20 protein-coding genes are annotated in these 22,353 nt (G+C 65.3%); 15 read left to right on the forward strand and 5 right to left on the reverse strand.

Annotated features, from left to right (window positions below; genetic code table 11):
• Positions 1-74: 74 nt before the first annotated feature.
• The gene (locus tag ACZYW1_RS14925; RefSeq protein WP_463786920.1) at positions 75-920 is read left to right on the forward strand and encodes an SDR family oxidoreductase; all 846 of its coding nucleotides are present in this window, start codon (positions 75-77) and stop codon (positions 918-920) included.
• 11 nt (positions 921-931) lie between these two features.
• Here ACZYW1_RS14925 and ACZYW1_RS14930 read toward each other — a convergent pair whose 3' ends face one another.
• Positions 932-2,542 (reverse strand): FAD-binding protein, encoded by a 1,611-nt coding sequence (locus ACZYW1_RS14930; RefSeq protein ID WP_463786921.1) that lies wholly within the window; start codon positions 2,540-2,542, stop codon positions 932-934.
• Positions 2,543-2,568: 26 nt separating this feature from the next.
• Positions 2,569-3,258 carry an IclR family transcriptional regulator gene (locus tag ACZYW1_RS14935; protein ID WP_463786923.1) on the reverse strand — a complete coding sequence of 230 codons (690 nt, stop codon included), beginning with the start codon at positions 3,256-3,258 and terminating at the stop codon, positions 2,569-2,571.
• Between the two features lie 142 nt (positions 3,259-3,400).
• Between ACZYW1_RS14935 and ACZYW1_RS14940 the strand changes: the two genes are divergently transcribed.
• From ACZYW1_RS14940 to ACZYW1_RS14985, 10 genes are all read left to right on the forward strand, one after another.
• Positions 3,401-4,264: an alpha/beta fold hydrolase gene (locus ACZYW1_RS14940; protein ID WP_463786924.1), complete on the forward strand. Its 864-nt coding sequence runs from the start codon at positions 3,401-3,403 to the stop codon at positions 4,262-4,264.
• A 2-nt stretch (positions 4,265-4,266) separates the two neighbouring features.
• Complete coding sequence (locus ACZYW1_RS14945) at positions 4,267-5,976, forward strand: bifunctional 3-(3-hydroxy-phenyl)propionate/3-hydroxycinnamic acid hydroxylase (protein ID WP_463786925.1); 1,710 nt, start codon at positions 4,267-4,269, stop codon at positions 5,974-5,976.
• Positions 5,924-6,841: a 3-carboxyethylcatechol 2,3-dioxygenase gene (locus ACZYW1_RS14950; RefSeq protein ID WP_463786927.1), complete on the forward strand. Its 918-nt coding sequence runs from the start codon at positions 5,924-5,926 to the stop codon at positions 6,839-6,841. Before ACZYW1_RS14945 ends, ACZYW1_RS14950 begins: the two co-directional genes overlap by 53 nt.
• Positions 6,842-6,891: 50 nt before the next feature.
• Entirely contained in the window at positions 6,892-8,625 is a 1,734-nt protein-coding gene (locus ACZYW1_RS14955) for an FAD-binding protein (protein WP_463787838.1), read from the forward strand.
• Positions 8,622-9,926, forward strand: a complete 1,305-nt coding sequence (locus ACZYW1_RS14960; protein WP_463786929.1) for an LLM class flavin-dependent oxidoreductase — start codon at positions 8,622-8,624, stop codon at positions 9,924-9,926. Before ACZYW1_RS14955 ends, ACZYW1_RS14960 begins: the two co-directional genes overlap by 4 nt.
• Entirely contained in the window at positions 9,927-10,742 is an 816-nt protein-coding gene (locus tag ACZYW1_RS14965) for a coniferyl-alcohol dehydrogenase (protein WP_463786930.1), read from the forward strand.
• Between the two features lie 5 nt (positions 10,743-10,747).
• The gene (locus tag ACZYW1_RS14970; protein ID WP_463786933.1) at positions 10,748-11,737 is read left to right on the forward strand and encodes a cyclase family protein; all 990 of its coding nucleotides are present in this window, start codon (positions 10,748-10,750) and stop codon (positions 11,735-11,737) included.
• Positions 11,738-11,746: 9 nt separating this feature from the next.
• A complete protein-coding gene (locus tag ACZYW1_RS14975; protein ID WP_463786935.1) occupies positions 11,747-12,568 on the forward strand; it encodes an alpha/beta fold hydrolase in 822 nt (273 codons plus the stop codon).
• A 120-nt stretch (positions 12,569-12,688) separates the two neighbouring features.
• Positions 12,689-13,822 carry a phosphate ABC transporter substrate-binding protein PstS gene (pstS, locus tag ACZYW1_RS14980; protein WP_463786936.1) on the forward strand — a complete coding sequence of 378 codons (1,134 nt, stop codon included), beginning with the start codon at positions 12,689-12,691 and terminating at the stop codon, positions 13,820-13,822.
• Between the two features lie 13 nt (positions 13,823-13,835).
• The gene (locus ACZYW1_RS14985; protein WP_463786938.1) at positions 13,836-16,019 is read left to right on the forward strand and encodes a serine/threonine-protein kinase PknD; all 2,184 of its coding nucleotides are present in this window, start codon (positions 13,836-13,838) and stop codon (positions 16,017-16,019) included.
• A gap of 10 nt (positions 16,020-16,029) precedes the next feature.
• On the opposite strand, the gene pstA is transcribed toward ACZYW1_RS14985, so the two are convergent.
• The 3 genes from pstA to pstS (ACZYW1_RS15000) are packed head-to-tail and all read right to left on the reverse strand — an operon-like array spanning position 16,030 to position 19,020.
• Positions 16,030-16,935 (reverse strand): phosphate ABC transporter permease PstA, encoded by a 906-nt coding sequence (pstA, locus tag ACZYW1_RS14990; protein ID WP_463786940.1) that lies wholly within the window; start codon positions 16,933-16,935, stop codon positions 16,030-16,032.
• A complete protein-coding gene (pstC, locus tag ACZYW1_RS14995; protein ID WP_463786942.1) occupies positions 16,932-17,894 on the reverse strand; it encodes a phosphate ABC transporter permease subunit PstC in 963 nt (320 codons plus the stop codon). Before pstC ends, pstA begins: the two co-directional genes overlap by 4 nt.
• Before the next feature lie 13 nt (positions 17,895-17,907).
• Positions 17,908-19,020 carry a phosphate ABC transporter substrate-binding protein PstS gene (pstS, locus tag ACZYW1_RS15000; protein WP_463786945.1) on the reverse strand — a complete coding sequence of 371 codons (1,113 nt, stop codon included), beginning with the start codon at positions 19,018-19,020 and terminating at the stop codon, positions 17,908-17,910.
• Between the two features lie 232 nt (positions 19,021-19,252).
• Here pstS (ACZYW1_RS15000) and ACZYW1_RS15005 point away from each other — a divergent pair, with 232 nt between their 5' ends.
• The 4 genes from ACZYW1_RS15005 to ACZYW1_RS15020 are packed head-to-tail and all read left to right on the forward strand — an operon-like array spanning position 19,253 to position 22,220.
• Positions 19,253-20,068: an SDR family NAD(P)-dependent oxidoreductase gene (locus tag ACZYW1_RS15005; RefSeq protein WP_463786946.1), complete on the forward strand. Its 816-nt coding sequence runs from the start codon at positions 19,253-19,255 to the stop codon at positions 20,066-20,068.
• A 45-nt stretch (positions 20,069-20,113) separates the two neighbouring features.
• On the forward strand, positions 20,114-20,767 hold the full coding sequence (locus tag ACZYW1_RS15010) for a TetR/AcrR family transcriptional regulator (protein ID WP_463786949.1): 654 nt from the start codon (positions 20,114-20,116) through the stop codon (positions 20,765-20,767).
• Between the two features lie 10 nt (positions 20,768-20,777).
• On the forward strand, positions 20,778-20,972 hold the full coding sequence (locus ACZYW1_RS15015; protein ID WP_463786951.1) for a ferredoxin: 195 nt from the start codon (positions 20,778-20,780) through the stop codon (positions 20,970-20,972).
• A 3-nt stretch (positions 20,973-20,975) separates the two neighbouring features.
• Entirely contained in the window at positions 20,976-22,220 is a 1,245-nt protein-coding gene (locus tag ACZYW1_RS15020) for a cytochrome P450 (protein WP_463786953.1), read from the forward strand.
• Positions 22,221-22,353: the final 133 nt, after the last annotated feature.

A 22,353-nucleotide genomic window follows, 5' to 3' on the forward strand; every position in this document is an offset into this window, starting at 1 on the left:
TCGGTTGATGAGAATAATGTTCTCATATCGACGCACTACGCTGGGGTCCCCTCAGGTCGAAGTGGAGAGATGCCATGAACAACGAAGTTCTCGTCATCGTCGGAGTGGGCGGCATGGGGATTGCCGTCGCCCGTCGCAGCGGAGCGGGGCGAACCATTGTGCTGGCCGACATCGACGCCGCAGGCCTCGCGGAGACGGCGGCGGCGCTGACCCAGGACGGGCATCACGTCCTGACTCACGAGGTCGACGTCACCTCCCGCAGCTCTCTGGCTGCGGTCGCCGAGACGGCCCGCGCGGCCGGCCGGGTCACATCGCTGGTGCACACCGCGGGGCTGTCGCCGCAGCAGGCGTCCGCGGACGCGGTGCTCGCCGTCGACCTGCTGGGCGTCGCGTTGAGCATCGAGGAGTTCGGCAAAGTCATCGAGCCCGGCGGCGCCGGGGTCGTCATCGCCAGCATGGCCGGCCACATGCTGATGCCGCCGCTCGAACCGGACGTCGAACGCCAACTGGCCAGTGCGCCGGCCGAAGACCTCCTCGGTCTCGAAGCATGTTCGACTATCACCAGCAGCCAGCAGGCCTACCCTCTGGCCAAGCGCGCCAACCAGATTCGGGTGGCCGCCGCGGCGGGCAGCTGGGGTGAGCGCGGTGCCCGGATCAACTCGATCAGCCCCGGAGTGATTTCGACGGCGATGGGCCGCCTCGAACTCGACAGCGAGTCGGGCACGCTGATGCGGGCGATGGTCGAGAACTCCGGGTTGCGACGTTTCGGTACACCCGAGGACATCGCCGCCGCAACCGAATTCCTGCTCGGGCCGTCGGCATCGTTCATCACCGGGATTGATCTGCTGGTCGACGGCGGCGTGGTCGGTGCGATCCGCACCGGCACCATCGATCTCGCGAAAGCGCTCGCCGAGCGCTGACTTACGTTCGGTTAGTCGACCGAGGTTCCGGTTGCGGCGGCGTGGCCTGCCCGATAGCCGAAAACCATTGCCGGACCGATGGTTCCGCCGGCACCACCGTAGGCGCGTCCGGTCACTCCAGCCATGGCGTTACCGGCGGCGAACAGCCCCGGGATCGGCTCGCCGCTGACATGTAGGACGCGCCCGTCGCGGTCGGTGCGCGGGCCGCCCTTGGTGCCCATGGCGCCGACCGACACCGGGACCGCGAAGAAGGGTGCGGTGTCGATTGCGCCGAGCGTCTTGCCGGCCAGGGTGGTCGCGTGTTCGTCGCCCCAATAACCGTCGTAAGCGCTTGAGCCACGGCCGAAGTCGGGATCGATGCCATCGTCCACGTGGTGGTTCCACTGTTCGATGGTGCGAGTGAGCCCATCGATCGCGATGCCGGTCTTGGCGGCCAACTCGTCGAGATCAGCCGACTCACAGAACCAATCCGGTATCGGGCCGTCGGGGTCGACACCCAGGAATCCGTACCGCTTGAGGTGCTGTGAGTCGAACACAATCCAGGCCGGGTCGTTGACGTAACCCTCGCGAGGGTCGAGATAGTGAAACGCTCCCGCCATCGAGTTGTAGTCGCAGGCTTCGTTGACGAACCGCTTGCCGAGCCGATTGACGATGATGCTGCGCGGCCGCGTCCGCTCCAGTCGCACGCTGCGGCTGCGCTGATGCCCGTTGATCGTGTCGCCCGGGATCTGCACGATCGGCACCCACCAGGCCTCGCCCATGTTGGCCAGGTCGGCCCCGTGGGCCATCACCATCCGCAGTCCGTCGCCGGTGTTGTTGGGCGGCGAGACCGCGCCATGCATGGGGCCACGCAGAAAAGCGTTGACCAGGCTGGGATCCCATTCGAATCCGCCGGTCCCCAGGATCACACCGCGACGGGCCTGCACGGTCATCCGCCGACCGTCGGCGTCGATCCGGGCCCCGACGATCCGGCCTCCGTCGGTGATCAGCTCCTCGGCGCGGGCCTGAGTCCGGGGCGCGACACCGGCGTCCAGCAGTCCCTTGAGCAGGCCCGCGATCAGCGCGGTGCCCGCCACGCAGAGGTCGGCGTTCGGGTCACCACCGGCGTACAGCCGGGCCCGCGTCTCGGCGTCGAACCCGACGTTCGACCAGTCCTGCGGGAACGCCGTGATGCGGTCACGCCACTCGCCGAGCTGGTTGAGGTCAAAGGGAGCGGCGCTCAGCGACCGGCCTCCGCCTGGTTGACCGCCGGGTAGCTCGGGCTTGTAATCCGGGAAACCCGTGGCGATGTCGAAGCGCAGGCTGCTGTGTCCCTCGATGAAGTCGAGCATCGCCGGACCGGTTCGGACGAAAGTCTCGACCAGCGCGTCGTCCATCGATCCGAGCGCCTGCGCCCGCAGATAGCTGAGCGCGTCGTCGACCGACAAATCGCCGTCGGGAGAGCGGTTGTGCGCCGGGATCCAGACCACACCACCGGAAACCGCGGTGGTGCCGCCGACAGTCGCTGCCTTCTCGTACACCGCGACCGAGGCACCGTTGGAGACGGCCGTCAGCGCCGCCGCCAGCGCGGCACCGCCGCTGCCGAGAACGACGACGTCGACTTCATGGTCCCAAGACGGCATAAGCTCCGAATTCCTTCCTGTCCCGCTCAGTTGAGGATTGCCGATAATTCCTTGGCTGCATTGACAACTGCGTCTTTGCCGCGCATCACCACGTCCTCGCGGTGGGAGATCAAATTGATGCAGGCCGGCGGTGAAGGCAGATCGCGGTGTACCGGAACCGCCAATCCGTAAGTGTTCGGCTCGATCTCGCCGTGCGTGATCACCCAACCCTGCTCGCGGGCGCTCGCCACCAGGTCGCGCTCGTCGGGCCGCGGCGGCAAGCTGGCCAGCAGGGCGATGCCCGCGGCGCCCCGGTCGAGCGGGTAGCGGCTGCCTTCGTGGAAAGCCAGTTGGTAGGGGACCTGCGTCGGGACGATCACCGCGACGGCCACCTGCTGATCTCCCTCGGCCACCAGCAGCGACACCGTGGTGCCCAGCTCATCAGCCAGCGTCCGAAGGATCGGCACGCTCAGCTGCCGTACGTTCCGGTCGAACGACGCACCGAGCAACGCCAGGCCGGCGGCCGGCCGATACCGGCCGTCCTCGCCTTTGGCGACGAATCGAAATTGGGCCAGCGTGGCGAGCAGACGATAGGCAATCGTCCGATGCACGCCGATCGCGTCGGCCACCTGCTGCACGGTCAGACCCGCAGGAGCCTCGGCCACCTGCTGAAGAGCATTGAGCCCACGGGCCAGCGTCTGAGAGCCGGGCGCGGTCGTGGTCGGGACATCGCCCATGTCAGCGGCCCGCAATCTTGCTTGACAGACACTCCGTAGAGAGTGATGCTCTATACATAGTGCACATTAGTGTGCGATTTTAGCACATACTGTTGGCGCCAGACGAGAACAAGATTTCCGCGCACAGGCAAGAGAGGAACCGGTGGCCGAGCACGAAAGCGTGTGGAGTGACCTCCAAGGTGTCCCATTCGTGCAGGGCTACCTGGATGCCGGCGGCGTGCGAACCCGCTACCTGCACGCCGGCGACGACAGCAAGCCGCCTTTGATACTGCTGCACGGAAGTGGAGGTCACGCTGAGGCGTACGTGCGCAATTTGGAAGCCCACGCCGAGCACTTCTCGACGTGGGCGATCGACATGCTGGGCCACGGTTACACCGATAAACCCGGTCACCCGTTGGAGATTCGGCACTACCTCGACCACCTGTTCGCATTCATGGCTGCCATCGGCATCGACCGCGCCCATCTGTCCGGTGAATCGCTCGGCGGTTGGGTGGTGTCCCGAGCCGCGGTCGATCATCCCGAGAAGGTCGACCGGCTGGTGCTCAACACCGCGGGCGGTTCGCAGGCCGATCCCGAGGTGATGAAGCGGATCATCACGCTGTCGATGGCGGCAGCGGAGAACCCGACCTGGGACACTGTGCAGGCGCGCATCAAGTGGTTGATGGCCGACAAGTCCAAGGACTACGACGACCTCGTCGCCAGCCGCCAGCGGGTGTACCGCCAGCCGGGCTTCGCCGCCGCGATGAGCGACATCATGGCGTTGCAGGATCCGGAGATCCGGGCGCGTAACCTGCTGGGCCCCAAGGAATACGGTTCGATCACCGCGCCCACCTTGGTGCTGTGGACCAGTGACGATCCCACCGCCGACGCCACCGAAGGCCGACGGATCGCCTCGATGATCCCCGGCGCCCGTTTCGAGGTGATGTCCGGTTGCGGGCACTGGCCGCAATACGAGGACACCAAGACGTTCGACCGCCTGCACATCGACTTCCTGTTGGGACGTTGACGGTGGACAGCATCCACGAAGACCAGGAAGTAGACGTCGACGTCGTCGTCGTCGGCGCGGGACCGGTCGGCTTGACCTTGGCCAATATCCTTGGCCTGCAGGGTGTCAGCACGCTGGTGGTGGAAGAGCGCGACACCCTGATCGATTATCCGCGCGGGGTCGGCCTCGACGACGAGTCACTCCGCACCTTCCAATCGATCGGGTTGGTCGACCGCGTCCTTCCGCATACCGTCCCCAACCAGATCCTGCGATTCGTCGACGCCAAGCGCCGAGTGCTTGCCGAAATGGCACCTCCTGACGCGTGTTTCGGCTGGCCCAAGCGCAACGGTTTCGTCCAGCCGCTGGTCGACGCCGAGCTGCTGCGCGGGCTGGACCGCTTCGGGCACGTCGAGGTTCGGTGGGGTCGAGCGATGGCGGCCTACGCCGAGGCGCGCGACGCGGTGATCGTCGAACTCGATGACGGAGGCGGGCGCGAAAGTGTGCGCACCCGCTATGTCGTCGGATGCGACGGCGGCCGAAGTGCCACCCGCCGGCTGATGGGCGTCTCCTTCGACGGCACCACCTCGCCGACCCGCTGGCTGGTGGTCGACATCGCCAACGATCCACTCGGCCATCCGAACAGCGAAGTCGGCGCCGACCCGGCCCGGCCCTACGCCTCGATCTCGATCGCGCACGGAATTCGCCGGTTCGAGTTCATGATTCACGCCGACGAGACCGACGAGCAGGCCGAAGACCCGGCCTTCCTCACCGCGATGCTGGCGTCGATGGTTCCGCACCCCGACCGAGTCGATGTGATCCGCCACCGGCTGTACACCCATCACTCCCGGATCGCCGGCGCCTTTCGCAAAGGCCGACTGCTGCTCGCCGGGGACGCCGCGCACCTGATGCCGGTGTGGCAGGGGCAGGGCTACAACAGCGGCATCCGCGACGCGACGAACCTGGGCTGGAAGCTCGCCGCCGTGGTGAACGGCTACGCCGGAGACGCGCTGCTCGACACCTACGATGTCGAACGCCGTAAACACGCGCGGGCGATGATCGATCTGTCCACCATGGTGGGTCGCGTCATCTCGCCGACCAACCGACGCGTCGCCGCGGCGCGTGACCTGTTGATCCGATCGGCGTCGATTGTGCCCTCGCTCAAGCGATATGTGCTCGAGATGCGGTTCAAGCCGATGCCGCGCTACGAACAGGGAGCGGTGGTGCACCCCGAACCACGCCGACCCGATTCACCTGTCGGCACGCTGTTCGTGCAACCCCGGGTGGACACCCGCGAGCACCAGGATCTCCTGCTCGACGATGTGCTGGGCGATGGGTTCGCCATCGTGTGCTGGAACAACAATCCCCGGGAGATTCTTGGTGCCAAGGCATTTGCCGATTGGCAGGCCTTGGGGGCGAAGCTCGTCGCAGCGAGGCCCCTCACCCAACTGCATTGGGATGGCGATGACGACCCCGATGTGACGGTGATCGGTGACCGGACCGGCCGACTCAAAGCATGGTTCGACGCCCACCAGGAATCCGTGCTGTTCCTGCGACCCGATCGCTGTATCGCTGGCGCGTGCATCGCTCAACTCGCCCCCGAGTTGAGCGCTTCGCTTTTCGACGTCCTCACTTTGACATCGGGGGGCGGTGAATCTCACAGTGCCCCTAGCTCTCTGCTGCATGTCCCACAGCCCGCTGCTCAATCTGCCCGGGCCGTCGCAGGGCCTGCTTGACGACATCGACACCGCACTCACGCAGGCAAGAGATTTCGTCGCCGACTTCGATCCGGAGATCGTCGTCATCTTCGCGCCGGATCACTACAACGGGTTCTTCTATCGGACGATGCCGCCCTTCTGTATCGGCACCGACGCGCAGGGGGTCGGCGACTACGGCACCCACAAAGGCCCGCTGGATGTTCCCGAAGCCGTCGCGGTCGCGTGCGCGCAAGCCGTTCTGTCGGCCGGTGTCGACGTGGCGGTCTCGGCAAACATGGATGTCGACCACGGCACCGTTCAACCGCTGGAGAAACTGTTCGGTAGCGCGAAGGCGCGACCGATGATCCCGATCTTCATCAACTCGGTCGCCACCCCGTTGGGTCCTCTGCACCGCTGCCGCACCCTCGGCACCGCGGTCGGCAGCTATCTGGCGACCCTGGACAAGCGGGTGCTGGTGGTGGGATCCGGTGGACTGTCGCATGATCCACCGGTGCCGACCCTGGCCACCGCGACTCCGCAGATCGTGGAGCGGATAGTGCACGGACGACCGATGACCCCCGAGCAACGCTCGGCACGTCAGACCGCCGTGATCGAAGCAGCCAGGAGATTCGCCGGCGGCGACAGCGACTTGCGACCACTCAACCCCGACTTCGACCAGAAGTTCCTCGAGATCGTCGACAGCGGCCGGCTCGACGAGTTGGACAAGTGGTCGAATGCGTTCATCGCCGGTGAGGGTGGAAACTCCGCGCACGAAATCCGCACTTGGGTAGCGGCATTCGCAGCATTGGCGGCGTCCGGACCCTACGAGACGGGTCTGCGCTACTACAAACCGGCGCCGGAATTGATCGCCGGTTTCGCCGTCCGAACGGCGGTGTCGTCGTGACACGCGCCGGCGACGATGCAGAGCGCAGCGATGGGGAGGAGCGGCGCCAGATCGAGGAAGCCTTCGACAGCGTCGTGGATGTCCTGATCGTCGGCTCGGGTGGGGGCGGCATGACCGCTGCTCTGGCCGCGGAGGCCTCCGGGCTGACCACCTTGGTCGTGGAGAAGTCCAGCCAGTTCGGCGGTTCTACTGCTTTGTCCGGCGGCGGAATCTGGGTCCCGGGCGCACCGGCACAGCGTCGCGCGGGCTACACGCCACCGCCCGACAAGGTCGTCGACTACCTGCGGCGGATCACGGACGGATTGGTGAGCGACGCGCGAATCCGCCAATACGTCGAGTCGGCGCCGGACATGATGGACTTTCTGGAAAAGCTCAGCCCGTGGCTCGAATTCGTCTGGAAGCCAGGCTATGCCGACTACTACCCGGAAATGCCTGGCGGTTCCGAACTCGGCAGCACGATCAACGTCCCGCCCATTGATCTGCGCACCCTGGGTGAGGACGAGCGGAATCTGCTGACCCCACTTGCCCTGGCCCCGCGAGGAATCTGGTTGGGCCCCAAAGAGCTCCGGTCCTTCTATCAGGTCCGCCAGTCCTGGGCGGGCAAGGGCGTTCTGGTCAAGCTGGTGTGGCGGATGATCCGGGCGCGCGTCTTCGGCGACCGGATGGCGGCGATCGGTCAGTCGCTGGCCGCACGCCTACGGCTGGCAATGCGAGACCGGGGTATCCCGCTGTGGCTGAATGCGCCGATGACGCAGCTGCTCACCACCGCCGATGGATCGGTGGTCGGTGCTGTCGTCGTGAAAGACGGTACGCCGCAACGGATCGGAGCCAGTCGCGGTGTGATCGTGGCGAGCGGCGGCTTCGACCACGACATGGCCTGGCGTAAAGAGCACCAACCGACCGTGGACCAGGACTGGAGCTTCGGCAACCCGGCAGCCACCGGCGACGGGATCCGGGCCGGCCAGCAGGTGGGCGCCGCCGCCGACCTGCTGGACGAGGCCTGGTGGTTTCCGGCTATCCAATGGCCGGACGGCCGAATGCAATTCATGCTCAACGAGCGGATGATGCCGTCACAGTTCATCGTCAACGGTGCGGGTAAGAGATTCATCAACGAGGCGGCCCCGTACATGGACTTCGGTCACGCGATGATCGAAGGCCAGGAGTCGGGCGTCACCCACATTCCGTGCTGGCTCATCACCGACCGGCGGTCCTTCCTCAAGTACGTGGTCGCCGGCCATCTGCCGATCCCCAAAATCCCATTTGCGCCGGTTCCCACCGGCCGGCGTATTCCCAAAGCCTGGCTGGAATCCGGAGTGGTCAAGGCGGCCGGCAGCTGGGACGAGCTCGCCGACAAGATCGGTGTACCTGCCGCCGAACTACATTGCACCGCCACACGATTCAACGCGCTCGCGCTCAAGGGCCACGATGACGACTTCAACCGCGGTGACAGCGTGTACGACAACTACTACGGCGACCCCACGCTGCCCAATCCCAACTTGTACCCGCTGGGCAAACCGCCCTACTACGCATTCCGGATGGTGCTGGGCGACCTGGGCACCTCGGGTGGTCTGCGTACCGACGAGTTCGCCCGGGTGCTGCGCGGCGACGACACCGTCGTCAACGGCCTCTACGCGGTCGGCAACGCCTCGGCGGCGGTCATGGGCCGCAGTTACGCCGGCGCCGGCGCCACCATCGGACCGGCCATGACCTTCGGTTACGTCGCGGCCAAACACCTCATCAGCCAGAGCTCAACTCAATCAATTGTTCCGGGAGGTACCAGTTGAAGATCTCACTGTTCTACGAATTCGCTCTGCCCCGCCCGTGGTCGGACGACGATGAGCACATCCTGCTCAAGGACTGCCTCGATGAGGTCGAAGCCGCCGACAAGGCCGGCTTCTCCACGGTCTGGCTGACCGAGCACCACTTCCTCGAGGAGTACTGTCACTCGACCGCGCCGGAGATGTTCTTGGCCGGAGCCAGCCAGCGCACCAAGGACATTCGGCTGGGGTTCGGCATCATGCATCTGCCGCCCGCGGTCAACCACCCGGCCCGGGTCGCCGAGCGCATCGCCACCTTGGACCTGATCTCGGACGGCCGGGTCGAATTCGGCACCGGCGAATCATCGTCGATCGGCGAGCTCGGCGGCTTCAACATCGACCCGGCCGACAAGCGCGCGCAGTGGGAAGAGGCGCTCGAGGTGTCGATCCGCTGCATGACCGAAGAGCCTTTCACCGGATTCAAGGGCGAGCACATCGAGATGCCGGCCCGCAACGTTGTCCCGAAGCCGCTGCAAAAGCCGCACCCGCCGGTATGGGTCGCCTGCACCCGTCCGGCCTCGGTGCAGATGGCGGCTGAAAAATGCCTCGGCGCACTGAGTTTCGCCTATACCGGCCCGGGCCCCTTGACCGAGCGGGTGAACGGCTACTACAAGCACCTCGAGGAGGTGGGCGTACCCGTCACTCCGGCCATCAACCCGAACATCCTCGCGATCGGCGGCGATCTATCGATGATGGTGGCCAAGACCGACGAGCAGGCTGTCCAGCGCCTCGGCATGGGCGGCGGGTTCTTCTCGTTCGGCATCATGCACTACTACATGACCGGCGTACACACCCCCGGCCGAACCGGAGTCTGGGATCGCTATCTCGAAGAGTGCGAGAAGGATCCGACGCTGGCCTACGGGCCGGGACGCGGAGCGATCGGTTCGCCGGCCACCGTCCGGGAATTCCTGCGTGGTTACGAGGAGAGCGGAGTCGACGAGATCATCCTGCTGCTCAATCCGCGCAGCCACGAGGGCACCATGGAGTCCATCGAGCTGATGGGCAAAGAGGTGCTGCCCGAATTCATCGAGCGGGACAAGAGGGCGGTGGCCGAGAAGGCGAAACGGCTGGAGCCGGTCATCGAGAAGATCGAGGCACGCCGTCTGGAGCCCACCGCGCCGACGTTCGACGAGAACTACTCCTTCGGTGGCCTGCCCACCGGCCGCGGCGGAAACTTCACCGCGAGTGAGATTCCCGAGGCGATGGCCGAGATCAACGAAGGTCGGGTCCAGGCCGCGCAGCGGCTCAAAGACGAGTCGAAGCAGTAGTTGTCAGCGCGGATCGACGAGCTGTGGCGCTATGACGGACGCCGTGCGGTCGTCACCGGCTGCTCGTCGGGCATCGGGGCACACGTGGTCCGGCAGCTCACGGAATTGGGCGCGCACGTCATCGGGTTGGACAAACAGCCGGCCGCCCACGAGATCGCGGAGTTCTACGCCGTCGACCTGACTGATCCCGAGTCGATCGATCGCGGTGTGGCAGCGGTGGGCGAACGAGTGGACACGCTGTTCAACGTCGCCGGCGTCTCCTCCGGTATCGGAGACCCGCTGCTGGTCGTGACCGTCAACTTCCTCGGGTTGCGGCACGCCGCCGAGGCGCTGGTGCGCAAGATGCCCGCCGGGTCGTCGGTCGTGAGCGTCTCGTCGTTGGCGGCCAGGGAATATCGGCAGAACCAACGGATCACCGGCGGGTTGCTGAAGACCAAGACGATCTCGGACGGAATCGATTGGTGCAACGCCAATCCCGACGCGCTTGCCGACGGGGGCTACCGGTTGTCCAAGGAAGCGATCATCCTGTACACCATGAGCCAGACCGAGAAGCTGGGCAGCCGAGGCATCCGGATCAACTGCACCGGGCCGGGCGTCACCGAGACGCCCATCCTCGACCAGCTCCGCGGCGCCTACGGGCAGAATTTCCTCGATGACATCCCCAAGCCGCTGGGTCGGGTGTCTGAACCGGAGGAGCAGGCGGCGGCGCTGGTGTTTCTGAATAGCCCCGCCGCCAGCTATGTTTCGGGTCAGGTGCTGTGGGTCGACGGCGGCAATCTCGGCGCCGCGATCGCACGCGAGCTCGAGGAGAGGTAAGCACTGTGGCTGACCTGACCGACTTTCGCCGGGTGTCCGGCGAGGTGTCCAACTGGGGTCGGTGGGGAGACGCCGACGAGCTCGGAACGCTGAACTTCATCACCGCCGACAAGGTCGCCGAAGCGGCCAGTCTGGTCAGACACGGCAAGGTGTTCCCATTGGGTGTCGACTTCGGGTCGTCGGGTCCGCAGGGTGCATTCAAGTTCCGGCACAACCCGATTCACACGATGACGGTGGACGGCGGCGACGCGTACTCGCTACCGAACTTCGGTCCCGGCTGGGTCGGCAATCCAGGTGCGCAGGAAATGGGCAAGTATTTCCAGGACGACCTGTTCCGGTTCAACGACGACATGATCGTCATGCCGCTGCAGTGCGCCACCCAGTGGGATGCACTCGCGCACGTCTACTACGAGGACAAGCTCTACAACGGTTTTCCGGCCGACTCGGTGACCAGCTTCGGCGCGCGGCATTGCGGCATCGACAAAGTCGACGGCAAGGGCATCACCTCGCGCGGTGTGCTGCTCGACGTCGTCCGCCATCGTGGTGTCCAGACTTTCATCGAGCTCGGCAACCCGATCACCCCGGGCGAGCTGGACGACGTGGCCCGGGCGCAAGGCGTGTCCATCGGAGTTGGCGACATCGTCTTGGTCAGAACCGGTTGGTGGGCAAGGTTTCTGGAGACCGGAAGCGGGGCTGAACCCGGCTCCGGGCTGGACTGGCAGTGCGCGTCCTGGTTGCACGACCACGACATCGCCGCGGTGGCCGCCGACAACTTGATGGTCGAAGACCCGATATCCGGCGTGCAGGGGACACTGCTGCCGATGCACATGCTGTGCCTGCGGGACATGGGCCTGATGCTCGGCGAGTACTGGGATCTCAACGCGTTGGCCGCGGACTGCGCTGCGGACGGGGTGTACGAGTTCCAACTCGTCGCGCCGCCCCTGAGATTCACCGGCGCGGTCGGCTCTCCGGTCAACCCCATCGCGATCAAGTAGGAGCGTTCGATGGAGTCCATCACGACGACCGTCGACGGCCTGGTCACCCACTACCTCGAAGCCGGCGACGGTGATCCGGTGATCCTGCTGCACGGTGGGGAATTCGGGGTCAGCGCCGAAATTGGTTGGGAAGAGACAATATCCGCGCTCGCCGAGCGGTACCGGGTGCTGGCGCCCGACATGCTGGGTTTCGGCCAGTCGGCCAAGGTCATCGATTTCAACGACGGCCGTGGCATGCGGATCCGCCATCTGGCGCGGTTCTGTGACGAGCTCGGCATCTCCTCGGCGCACTTCGTCGGCAACTCGATGGGCGCCATCAATCTGCTCGTCGACGCCACCGCGGACTCGCCGGTGTTACCGATGCGGAGCTTGGTGGCCATCTGCGGCGGCGGTGAGATCCAGCGCAACCAGTACATGACCGCGCTGTACGACTACGACGCCACCCTGCCGGCGATGCGCCGGATCGTCGAGGCGCTGTTCCACGACTCGAAGTATTCGGCCGACGAGGCCTATGTCCGGCGCCGGTACGACTCGAGCATCGCCCCCGGAGCGTGGGAGAGCCTCGCCGCCGCCCGCTTCCGTCGTCCCGGCGCGGAACCGCCGCCGCCGCCGTCGAGCAAACGCGCCTACGAACGAGTGGCAGTGCCCACGCTGGTGATCGAGGGCTCCTGCGACAAGCTGCTACCGCCGGGTTGGGCCAAGGAAATCGCCGACCAGCTGCCGCACGGCCGATCGGTGGTCATCGAGGGAGCGGGTCACTGTCCGCAACTCGAACGACCGGTCGAGGTGAACACGGTGTTGCTCGAATTCCTGGGTTCGATTCAGCGCTGAGCCGCCGTCGCGGGCGAGGTACGAAAGCGCCATTCATCTGCTATTAAGACGCACGCGGCCTGCTGTTAACGGTAGGCTCGGCGTCCAGTAACCGATAGTTCGCGCGTCCGACCCGACGAAATGCAGGGGAGCCAGGTGAAGGTCAGCCGATGTATTGCGGCGCTCAGCGCGCTGTTGGTGGCTGTTTTGGTGGTGTCGGCGTGTGGCGGCGGCAAGAACACCGCGAACTCGTCGTCGGGGACCGGACCCCCACCGGTACCGGTGGACTGTGGCGGTAAGAAGAAGCTTCTGGCCAGCGGCTCGACCGCACAGACCAATGCGATCGAGCAATTCGTCTACGCCTACATTCGCGCCTGCCCGGGGTTGACCCTGGACTACAAGGCCAACGGTTCGGGCACCGGCGTCCAGCAGTTCCTCAGCAACGTGACAGACCTGGCCGGCTCGGACCGGCCGCTGGACGCGGCGAAGGGTGAACCCGACAAGGCGCAGCAGCGCTGCGGTTCTCCCGCCTGGGATCTGCCCGCGGTGTTCGGACCTATCGCGGTGACCTACAACCTCGAAGGCGTCTCGACGCTGAACCTCGACGGTCCGACGGCCGCGAAGATCTTCAACGGCGCGATCACCGTGTGGAACGATCCGGCGATCAAGAATCTCAACTCGGGTGCGAATCTTCCTGCGGCGCCGATCAATGTCGTGTTCCGCGGCGATAAATCCGGTACTACCTTCAACTTTCAGAAGTATCTCGATGCAGCCTCGGACGGCGCGTGGGGCAAAGGCACCGGCGAGACGTTCGAAGGCGGCGTCGGCCAGGGTGCGACCGGGAACGAAGGCACCTCGGCCGCACTGAAATCGACCAACGGGTCGATCACCTACAACGAATGGTCATTCGCGGTCGGCCACCAGTTGAGCATGGCGCAGATCGTGACGTCGGCCGGTCCGGATCCGGTGACGATCACGCCCGAGTCGGTCGGCAAGACGATCGCCGGCGCGAAGTTCGCCGGACAAGGCAACGACCTGGTCGTGGACACGTCGTCCTTCTACAAGCCGTCCCAGTCCGGCGCCTACCCGATTGTGTTGGCCACCTACGAGATCGTCTGCTCGAAGTACCCGGATGCGTCGACGGGTGCGGCGGTGAAGGCTTTCATGCAGGCCACCATCGGCGCCGGCCAAACCGGCCTGGATCAATACGGATACATCCCGATGCCGAGCTCGTTTCAGTCGAAACTTTCCGCTGCGGTGAACGGGATCTCGTGATGGAGCGTCGACAGTGAGCAATGGTCAACAGGGTTCGCGGGTGGGGTCGTGGTTCGGTCCCTACCGCCTGAACCGAGCGCTGGGACGCGGCGGCATGGGCGAGGTCTACGAAGCAGAGGACACGCGTAAGGGCCGGGTTGTCGCGCTCAAACTGATATCGCAGGAATTCTCCGACGACCCCGCTTATCGCTCCCGGATGCAACGCGAGGCCGGCGCCGCCGGCCGGTTGACCGAACCGCACGTGGTGCCCATTCACGACTACGGCGAGATCAACGGCCAGTTGTACCTGGACATGCGGCTCATCGACGGCGAGAGTCTGGCCGACGTGCTGAAGCGCACCGGACCGTTGAGTCCACCCCGTGCGGTGGCCATCGTTCGTCAGGTCGCGGCAGCGTTGGACGCCGCGCACGCCGGCGGCATCACCCACCGTGATGTGAAGCCGGAGAACATCCTCCTCACCGGTGACGACTTCGCCTACCTGGTGGACTTCGGCATCGCCCGTTCGGGCGAGGACGCCGGCGTGACGCAGGTCGGGATGGCAGTCGGAACGTATCGATACATGGCCCCGGAGCGGTTCAGCGACAGCGAGGTCACGCACCGGTCCGACATCTATTCGCTGGCCTGCGTTCTCGGCGAATGCCTCATCGGGGCACCACCGTTTCGCGGCGAGAGCGTCGAGCGGCTGGTTGCTTCCCACCTCATGGAGCCCGCGCCGCGGCCCAGCCAGCTTCAGCCCGGGCGAGTGCCGCCGGCGCTCGACGAGGTGGTCGCCAGGGGCATGGCGAAAAACCCCGCCGATCGATACCGGACCGCCGGCGAGTTGGCCAATGCCGCTCTGCGTGCGTTGACGACCACCGAGCAGCACCAAGCGGAAAGCATTCTGCAGCAGAACGATGTCGCCGCGGCCGAGCAGACCATGGCGAGTCCGTCGCTCTCCGACCCCGGCAGCCGGCAGTGGAGCTCACCGCCGACCGGCTTGGCGGGTGGCGGGGGGTGGCGATCAACGCCCACCGGATCCCGCACCGGGGGTTACGCCGCACCCCCCCCCGGATCCAACACCGGAGGTTATGCCGCACCGCCGACCGGGTCGAATACCGGAGGGCACGCCGCACCGCCGACTGGCATTGCTCCTGGAGGGCGTTCAGCCCCGCCCGCAGGCGGAGATTGGTCCTCGCCGCCCACCGGCATTGCGCCCGCGGCGCGCACGTCGCCACCCGCCGGTGGAGGCAACTGGGGGCCTCAGCCCGCTGCCTCGCCGCCGGCATCGTCGCGCCCCCGCCAACCGGACTTTCAACCCCAGCCCGAGCGTCGCAGCAAACGCAAGCTGTTGATGATCCTGGGCGCCGCCGCGGTCGCCGTGTTGCTGGCCACCGTCGCCGCCATCGTCTTTCGGCCTGACAAGGGCCCGGCAGCCGAGGCGTGCGGTCAAAACGAGTTGCCGTTCAACGGGCTCAACTTCCGGCTGTCGCCGGGCGGCGTCGCAGTCGACTCCGCGGGCGCCGTCTATGTCACCAACCAGGGAATGTACGGCCGCGTGGTGAAACTGAACCCCGGGTCGGAAACGCCTGCGGTGCTTCCGTTCACCGGTCTGTATCAGCCACAGGGATTGGCCGTCGACTCGGCCGGTGCGGTGTACGTCACCGACTTCAACCATCGGGTCGTGATGATGGCGGCCGGCTCGAATACTCAGACGGAACTGCCGTTCACCGGCCTGAGTTTTCCGGAAGGTGTGGCAGTCGACAAGTCCGGCAACGTCTACGTCGCTGATCGGGGTAACGACCGGGTGGTGAAATTGCCCGCCGGCACCAAGACCCCCGAGGTGCTTCCGTTCAGCGGACTCGACAACCCAGACGGAGTGGCGATCGATGACGCCGGCAATGTCTACGTCACCGACACAGACAACAACCGGGTGCTGAAGCTGGCGCCCGGGGCCAACGAGCAGACCGTGCTTCCGTTCACCGGGACCAGCGTGCCCTGGGGGATCGTGGTGAACCCGGCCGGCGATATCTACGTCAGCGAGCACGACGACAACCAGGTGGTGAAACTGGCGGCCAACGGCGGCGCCCCAACTCCGTTGGCGCTCAACGGCCTCAACACACCGCTTCAGTTGGCGTTGGACAAAGACAGCAATCTCTACATCGCCGACCGTGGCAACGACAGGGTGACGAAGTTCCGTGTCGCCGGGTGCTCCGGATAAGCCAGGACGGTCAGCGGCGTCGCAACGTGATGAGCCGGTTCGCCAGGGTCGCGACGAGATAGACCACGGCCACAACGATGATCAGCGTCAGCGCCGAACCCCACACCCGCAGAAAGCCGGCGTGCTCGGGATTGTTGAGTTCTGAGTAGATCAGCAGCGGTAGCGACGCCATGTTGCCGTGGAAGATGTCGAAGTTGATCGACCTGCTGTATCCCACCAACACCAGGACGGGCGCGGTTTCGCCCATCACCCGTGCGATGGCCAGCAGCACCCCGGTGACAATCCCCGGCAGCGCAACGGGAACAACGATCCGCATGATGGTTTTCCACTGGGGAATCCCCAACGCGTAACTGGCTTCTCGTAAGTCTTGGGGCACCAGCCGAAGCATCTCCTCGGTGGATCGCACCACGACCGGCAACATCAGCAACACCAGCGCCAGAGACACGGCGAAAGCACTCTGTTGGAAGCCGAAGGTTGCGATCCACAAGCTGAAGATGAACAGCGCCGCGACGATGGACGGCAGCCCGGCCAGCACGTCGACCATGAAGGTGGTGAACCGGGCGAGCCGGCTGGACCGGTACTCCGCCAGATATACCGCGGTCATGAAACCCAAAGGGACAGCGATGATTGCGGCTACCGCCGCCTGGACCAGCGTGCCGTAGAGAGCGTGATAGACCCCCCCGGCGAACTGCTCCGGCAGTACTCCGCGCAGTGAGTGACTCCACCAGCCCTGCCGGGTGATCGCGTACCAGCCCCGATCGACGACGATCCACAGCACCCAGAACAGCGGCACCAGGGCGAGTGCGAACGACGCGACGAAGAAGAGTGCGGCTGCGTTGTTCTTGATTCGCCGGCTGAGGCTGATCCGGGACACCGCAGGGCTTTTGACCGGAAGGCTGAGGCTCGGAGCGCTCATACTTTGACTGCCCTCCCGACGATCCCGCGTGCGGCCGCGTTGACGATGAAGGTGAGTACGAACAGCACGAAGCCGGCCGAGATGTAGGCACCGGTCGGCAGTGGAGCACTGAATTCGCTTGCCGCAGAGGCAATCTTCGAGGCGAATGTGTATCCGCCGTCGAACAGCGACCAGTGACCGGCCGACGCGGATGCGCGCAAGATGATCAGCACTGCCACGGTTTCGCCCAGCGCGCGGCCCAAACCGAGCATCGACGCGGCCACAGCACCGCTGCGGCCGTACGGCAGCACGGTCATCCGCACCACTTCCCATTTGGTCGCGCCGAGCGCCTGCGCGGCTTCGGTGTGACTGGTCGGTGTCTGCCGGAACACCTCCCGTGTCACCGATGTGATGATCGGCAACACCATCACCGCAAGCACCACACCCGCGGTGAAGATGTTGCCGCCGCCGGCCAGTGACACATCGCCAGGCTTGAACAGGAAGAACCAGCCCAATTTCTGGTTCAACAGCGATTCGACCGGTGCGAGTTGCGGGGCCAGCACGAAGATCCCCCAGAGCCCGAACACGATCGAGGGGACGGCGGCCAACAAATCGATGACGGCGGCAAAGGGACGCGACAGCCGTGCGGGCGCGTACTGGGTCAGAAAGACCGCAATTCCGATCGCGATCGGCACCGCCAGCACCATGGCCCACAGCGAACTCAGCAGCGTCACCATGAAGAGGTCGCGGATACCGAACGCCAGGTTGCTGCCGTCAGTGGTCGAGAACTGCGCACTGGTGAAGAAGTGCGCATGGTTGGCGCGCAGCGCCGGAATCGCTTTCGCCAGAAGGAAAACGGCGATCAAACCGATCACGATGGTGATCGTCGAACTGGCCAGGGCGGCGGCCGACTTGAACAGCCGGTCGCCGACCCGTGCCTTGCTTTCGTTTCTGGCGCTGCGCGCGGGCGCTGTCGACACTTATCGCCCGACGTCAGGCGATGGCGTCAACCGCGGTCGACAGCCTGGACTTGAAGGACTCGGGAATCGGGATGTATCCGTTGTCCGCCAAACCAGTCTGTCCCGCGCCGATGGTGGTCTGCAGGAAGGCCTTGACCGCCGTGCCGACCTGACCATCCGAGTACTTGGAACAGACGACCTCGTACGTTGCCAACACGATCGGGTACGCACCGGCTTGCGTCGGCTTGTAGAACGACAGCGTGTCGAGGATCAAGTCGTTGCCCTGACCCTTGACCTTGGCCGCGGCGATGGTCTTTCCGACCGAATCCGCGCTGATCGCTACCGGGTCAGGTCCCGCCGACGTGACGATCTTGGCGATGTTCAGTTTCTGCGCCTGGGCGAAGGACCACTCGTTGTAGGTGATCGAACCTGGCGTGTTCTTGATGGCCGCCGAGGTTCCGTCGTTGCCCTTGGCGCCCTCGCCGACGCCGCCGTTGAACGACTTACCAGCGCCCTTACCCCAGGCCCCGTCGGACGCGGCGTCGAGATACTTCTGGAAGTTGTCCGTCGTGCCGGACTGGTCGCTACGGAACACCACGTGGATCGGCAGATCCGGCAGGCTGGTACCGGCGTTCAGCGCCGCGACCGCCGGATCGTTCCAGGTCTTGATCGTGCCGTTGAAAATCTTGGCCGCAGTCGGTCCGTCCAGGTTCAGCGTGCTCACGCCGGTGACGTTGTACGTCACCGCGATCGGTCCGAACACCACCGGCAGATCCCAGGCCGGCGACCCGCAGCGTTGCTGCGCCTTGCCGTGCTCCTCTTCGCTGAGCGGGGAATCCGAGCCGCCGAAATCAGTCTGATTTCCCGTGAATTCGTTGATGCCGGCGCCGGATCCGTTGGCCGTGTAGTTCAACGTCTGACCTGAGCATGCCTGCTCGAAGGCGTTGACGAAACGCGCCATCGCGTTGGCCTGAGCGGTCGATCCGCTCGCTTTCAGCGTCTGCTTACCGCCGCAGTGCACGTTCCCCGAGGAAGCTTTGGAGCTCGTGCCCCCCTCGTTCGGTGCGTTGTTGCTCCCGCAGCCCGACAGCACCACTGCGCCAGCGGTCAGCAGACCTACCGCGGCGCCAAATCGGTTGAGTTTCAATTCATTTCCTTCGATTGGGTCGGGTCGACGGCCATTTCACGCGATCAGGTGGCCGGGCACGGCGCGGTCCCGACATACGGCAGCGTGGCGGCTCCCGGTGAACGCCATGAGAATCGCAGGTTAACTAACCGGCTCACGAAGCCGAAGTTAGCATCACGGGCTGCGAGTCTGCGGTGATAGCCCTAAATCAATCGCTTGACTTAACCGACGCCGCGCCGATTAACTCATCGACATGGTCAACGAACTGCTGGGCAAGGTCGCGATCGTCACCGGTGGCGCTTCGGGCATCGGCGCCGGGATTGTCGAGAAGTTCGCGGCAGAGGGCGCCCGGGTGGTGGTCGCAGATGTCGACCGTGAGCGCGGAGAAGGCCTCGCCAGCCGCCTGGGCGGTGAGGTGATCTTCCGGCCCACCGACGTCTCCGACCCCGCTAAGATCGCCGACTTGGTGGCGGGCGCGGTCGAATCGTTCGGTGGCCTGGACGTGATGGTCAACAACGCCGGAATCTCCAGCAAGATGCACCGCAGCTTTCTCGATGACGACCTCGCCGACTTCCAGCGGGTCATGTCGGTCAACGTCCTGGGGGTGATGGCCGGGACCCGCGACGCGGCGCGCGAGATGGCCAAGGGCGGCGGCGGGTCGATCATCAACCTGTCGTCGATCGGCGGTATCCAGGCCGGCGGTGGCGTGATGACGTACCGAGCCTCCAAGGCGGCGGTGATCATGTTCACCCAATCGTCGGCAATTGAGTTGGCGCACTTCGATGTACGAGTCAACGCCATCGCGCCGGGCAGCATACCCACGCCGATCCTGGCGTCGTCGAATTCCGGCAAGACGCCCGAGGAACTCGAGATCTTCGAGCAAAAGATCCGCGCTCAAATGCGTGCCGACCGGCCGCTGCAGAGGGAGGGAACTCCCGAGGACGTGGCTGAGGCCGCGTTGTATCTGGCGGGCGACCGGTCGCGGTACGTCACCGGGACGGTGATGCGCGTCGATGGTGGGACGTCGGCCGGAAAAGTGGTTCGGCGCCGTACTCGGGAGAACGATTAAATCAATCGCTTGACTTAATCAAGGTCAGCGCGTTGACTGGCCAAGGTGACTACCGCGAGGGCCCCGCGCAGCGACCGGGCCAGCACCACGCAGGAAGCGATCTTGACCGCCGCTGAGCGGCTCTTCGCCGAGCACGGCGTCTTCGCTGTCTCGAATCGGCAGGTCAGCGAAGCGGCCGGCCAGGGCAACAACGCTGCGGTCGGCTACCACTTCGGTACCAAAACCGACCTGGTGCGTGCCATCGAGCATCGGCATCGTGAGCACATCGAACGCCTGCGGGAAGACATGGTGGCCCAGATCCTGACATCCGAGGACACCCGGAGTTGGGTCGCCTGCCTGGTGCGCCCACTGACGGAACACCTTGCGGCGCTGGGAAATCCCAGCTGGTACGCACGTTTCGCCGCGCAGGTGATGACCGACCCCACCTATTACAACATCATGGTGAAAGACGCGCTGACGTCCGAGTCGCTGGTCCAGGTGATCGACGGGATCAACCGCTGCCTGCCTGAACTTCCCCACGACGTGCGAGTGGAACGCAATCTGATGGCCCGCAACCTGCTGGTGCACACCTGCGCCGACCGCGAACGGGCCCTGGCCGCAGGCGCTTCCGCGCCGTGGACGTCCTGGGAGGCCGCCGGGACGCGCCTCATCGACGCAGTGGTGGGGCTGTGGCTGGCGCCCGTCACGCCGCACGAGTGAAGAAGAAATGATGAAAGTCTCTGTGGAACAAGACAAATGCGCATCATCAGGAAACTGTGTGATGCATGCACCGGAAATCTTCGATCAGCGCGACGACGACGGCGTCGTTCTCGTGCTCGACGAGAACCCGCCCGCCGAACAGGCCGACAACGGCCGCAAGGCCGAGGCCAACTGCCCCGCACTAGCCATCCACATCGAGGAGTGAGACGTGTCCGACACACTCGCCGGCACCACCACTGAGGCGACCACCGACGGCCCCGAATATCCGATGGCCCGCGCCGCTGGGTGCCCCTTCGCGCCGCCACCGGAGGTGATGGAACTGGCCCGCGTGCGGCCGCTGTCCAGGGTGAAGATCTGGGACGGCAGCACACCCTGGCTCATCACCGGTTACGAAGAGGCGCGCTCGTTGTTCTCCGACTCCCGGGTCAGTGTCGACGACCGTCGGCCGGGCTTCCCGCACTGGAACGAAGGCATGTTGTCCACGGTGCACAAGCGGCCGCGGTCGGTCTTCACCTCAGATGCTGAGGAGCACACCCGGTTTCGGCGGATGCTGTCAAAACCGTTCACGTTCAAGCGAGTTGAAGGTCTGCGCCCGGCGATTCAGCAGATCACCGACGATGCCATCGACACCCTGCTGGCCGGCCCGAAGCCGGGCGAGATCGTCAGCACGATCGCTCTGCCGGTGCCGTCGCTGGTGATCAGCCAGCTGCTGGGCGTGCCGTACGAAGACGCCGAGATGTTCCAACACCATGCCAATGTCGGCCTCGCCCGCTACGCCGCCGCCGAGGACACGATGAAGGGCGCGATGAGCCTGCACAAGTATCTCGCGCAGCTGGTCGAGGCCAAGATGGAGAACCCCGCGGAGGATGCGGTTTCGGACTTGGCCGAGCGGGTCAAGGCCGGCGAGCTCAGCGTCAAGGAAGCCGCGCAGCTCGGCACCGGCCTGTTGATTGCCGGCCATGAAACCACGGCCAACATGATCGGACTGGGCGTCCTGGCGCTGCTGGCGCACCCCGACCAGGCGGCGGTGCTGCGGGACACCGACGACGCGAAAGTCATTGCCAACGCGGTTGAAGAGCTGCTGCGGTACCTCTCGATCATCCAGAACGGCCAGCGTCGGGTCGCCGCCGAGGACATCGACATCGCCGGTGAAACGATCAAGGCCGGTGACGGCATCATCATCGACAACGCGCCGGCCAACTGGGATGCCAAGGAATTCAGCGAACCCGACCGGCTGTATCTGCACCGCTCGGGTGCGGGCCAGCACGTCGCCTTCGGCTACGGCCGGCACCAGTGCGTCGGGCAGCAGCTCGCTCGCGCCGAACTGCAGATCGTCTTCCACACCCTGCTCCGCCGCGTCCCCACCCTCGAACTCGCCGTACCGATCGACAACGTTCCGCTCAAGCACGACCGGCTCGCGTACGGCGTCTACGAATTACCGGTGACCTGGTGAAGACCCTCGCCAGGCGTTCCGGGATCACTAATTTCGACGACTCATCAATCCGATTGGAGGGCCACTGATGTCGCCTCAAACAACCACCATTTCGCTCTATCCGCCCGGGGGATTCGGCGCTCCGAAGGATCGG

It is taken from the genome of Mycobacterium sp. IDUB_36 (genome assembly GCF_055419225.1).

Coding starts and splice junctions, on each gene's coding strand:
- ACZYW1_RS14925 (WP_463786920.1), top strand. CDS start 75: ATGAACAACGAAGTTCTCGTCATCGTCGGAGTGGGCGGCATGGGGATT.
- ACZYW1_RS14935 (WP_463786923.1), bottom strand. CDS start 3,258: ATGGGCGATGTCCCGACCACGACCGCGCCCGGCTCTCAGACGCTGGCC.
- ACZYW1_RS14975 (WP_463786935.1), top strand. CDS start 11,747: ATGGAGTCCATCACGACGACCGTCGACGGCCTGGTCACCCACTACCTC.
- pstA (WP_463786940.1), bottom strand. CDS start 16,935: ATGAGCGCTCCGAGCCTCAGCCTTCCGGTCAAAAGCCCTGCGGTGTCC.
- pstS (WP_463786936.1), top strand. CDS start 12,689: ATGCAGGGGAGCCAGGTGAAGGTCAGCCGATGTATTGCGGCGCTCAGC.
- ACZYW1_RS15005 (WP_463786946.1), top strand. CDS start 19,253: ATGGTCAACGAACTGCTGGGCAAGGTCGCGATCGTCACCGGTGGCGCT.
- ACZYW1_RS15015 (WP_463786951.1), top strand. CDS start 20,778: ATGAAAGTCTCTGTGGAACAAGACAAATGCGCATCATCAGGAAACTGT.
- ACZYW1_RS14930 (WP_463786921.1), bottom strand. CDS start 2,542: ATGCCGTCTTGGGACCATGAAGTCGACGTCGTCGTTCTCGGCAGCGGC.
- ACZYW1_RS14950 (WP_463786927.1), top strand. CDS start 5,924: ATGTCCCACAGCCCGCTGCTCAATCTGCCCGGGCCGTCGCAGGGCCTG.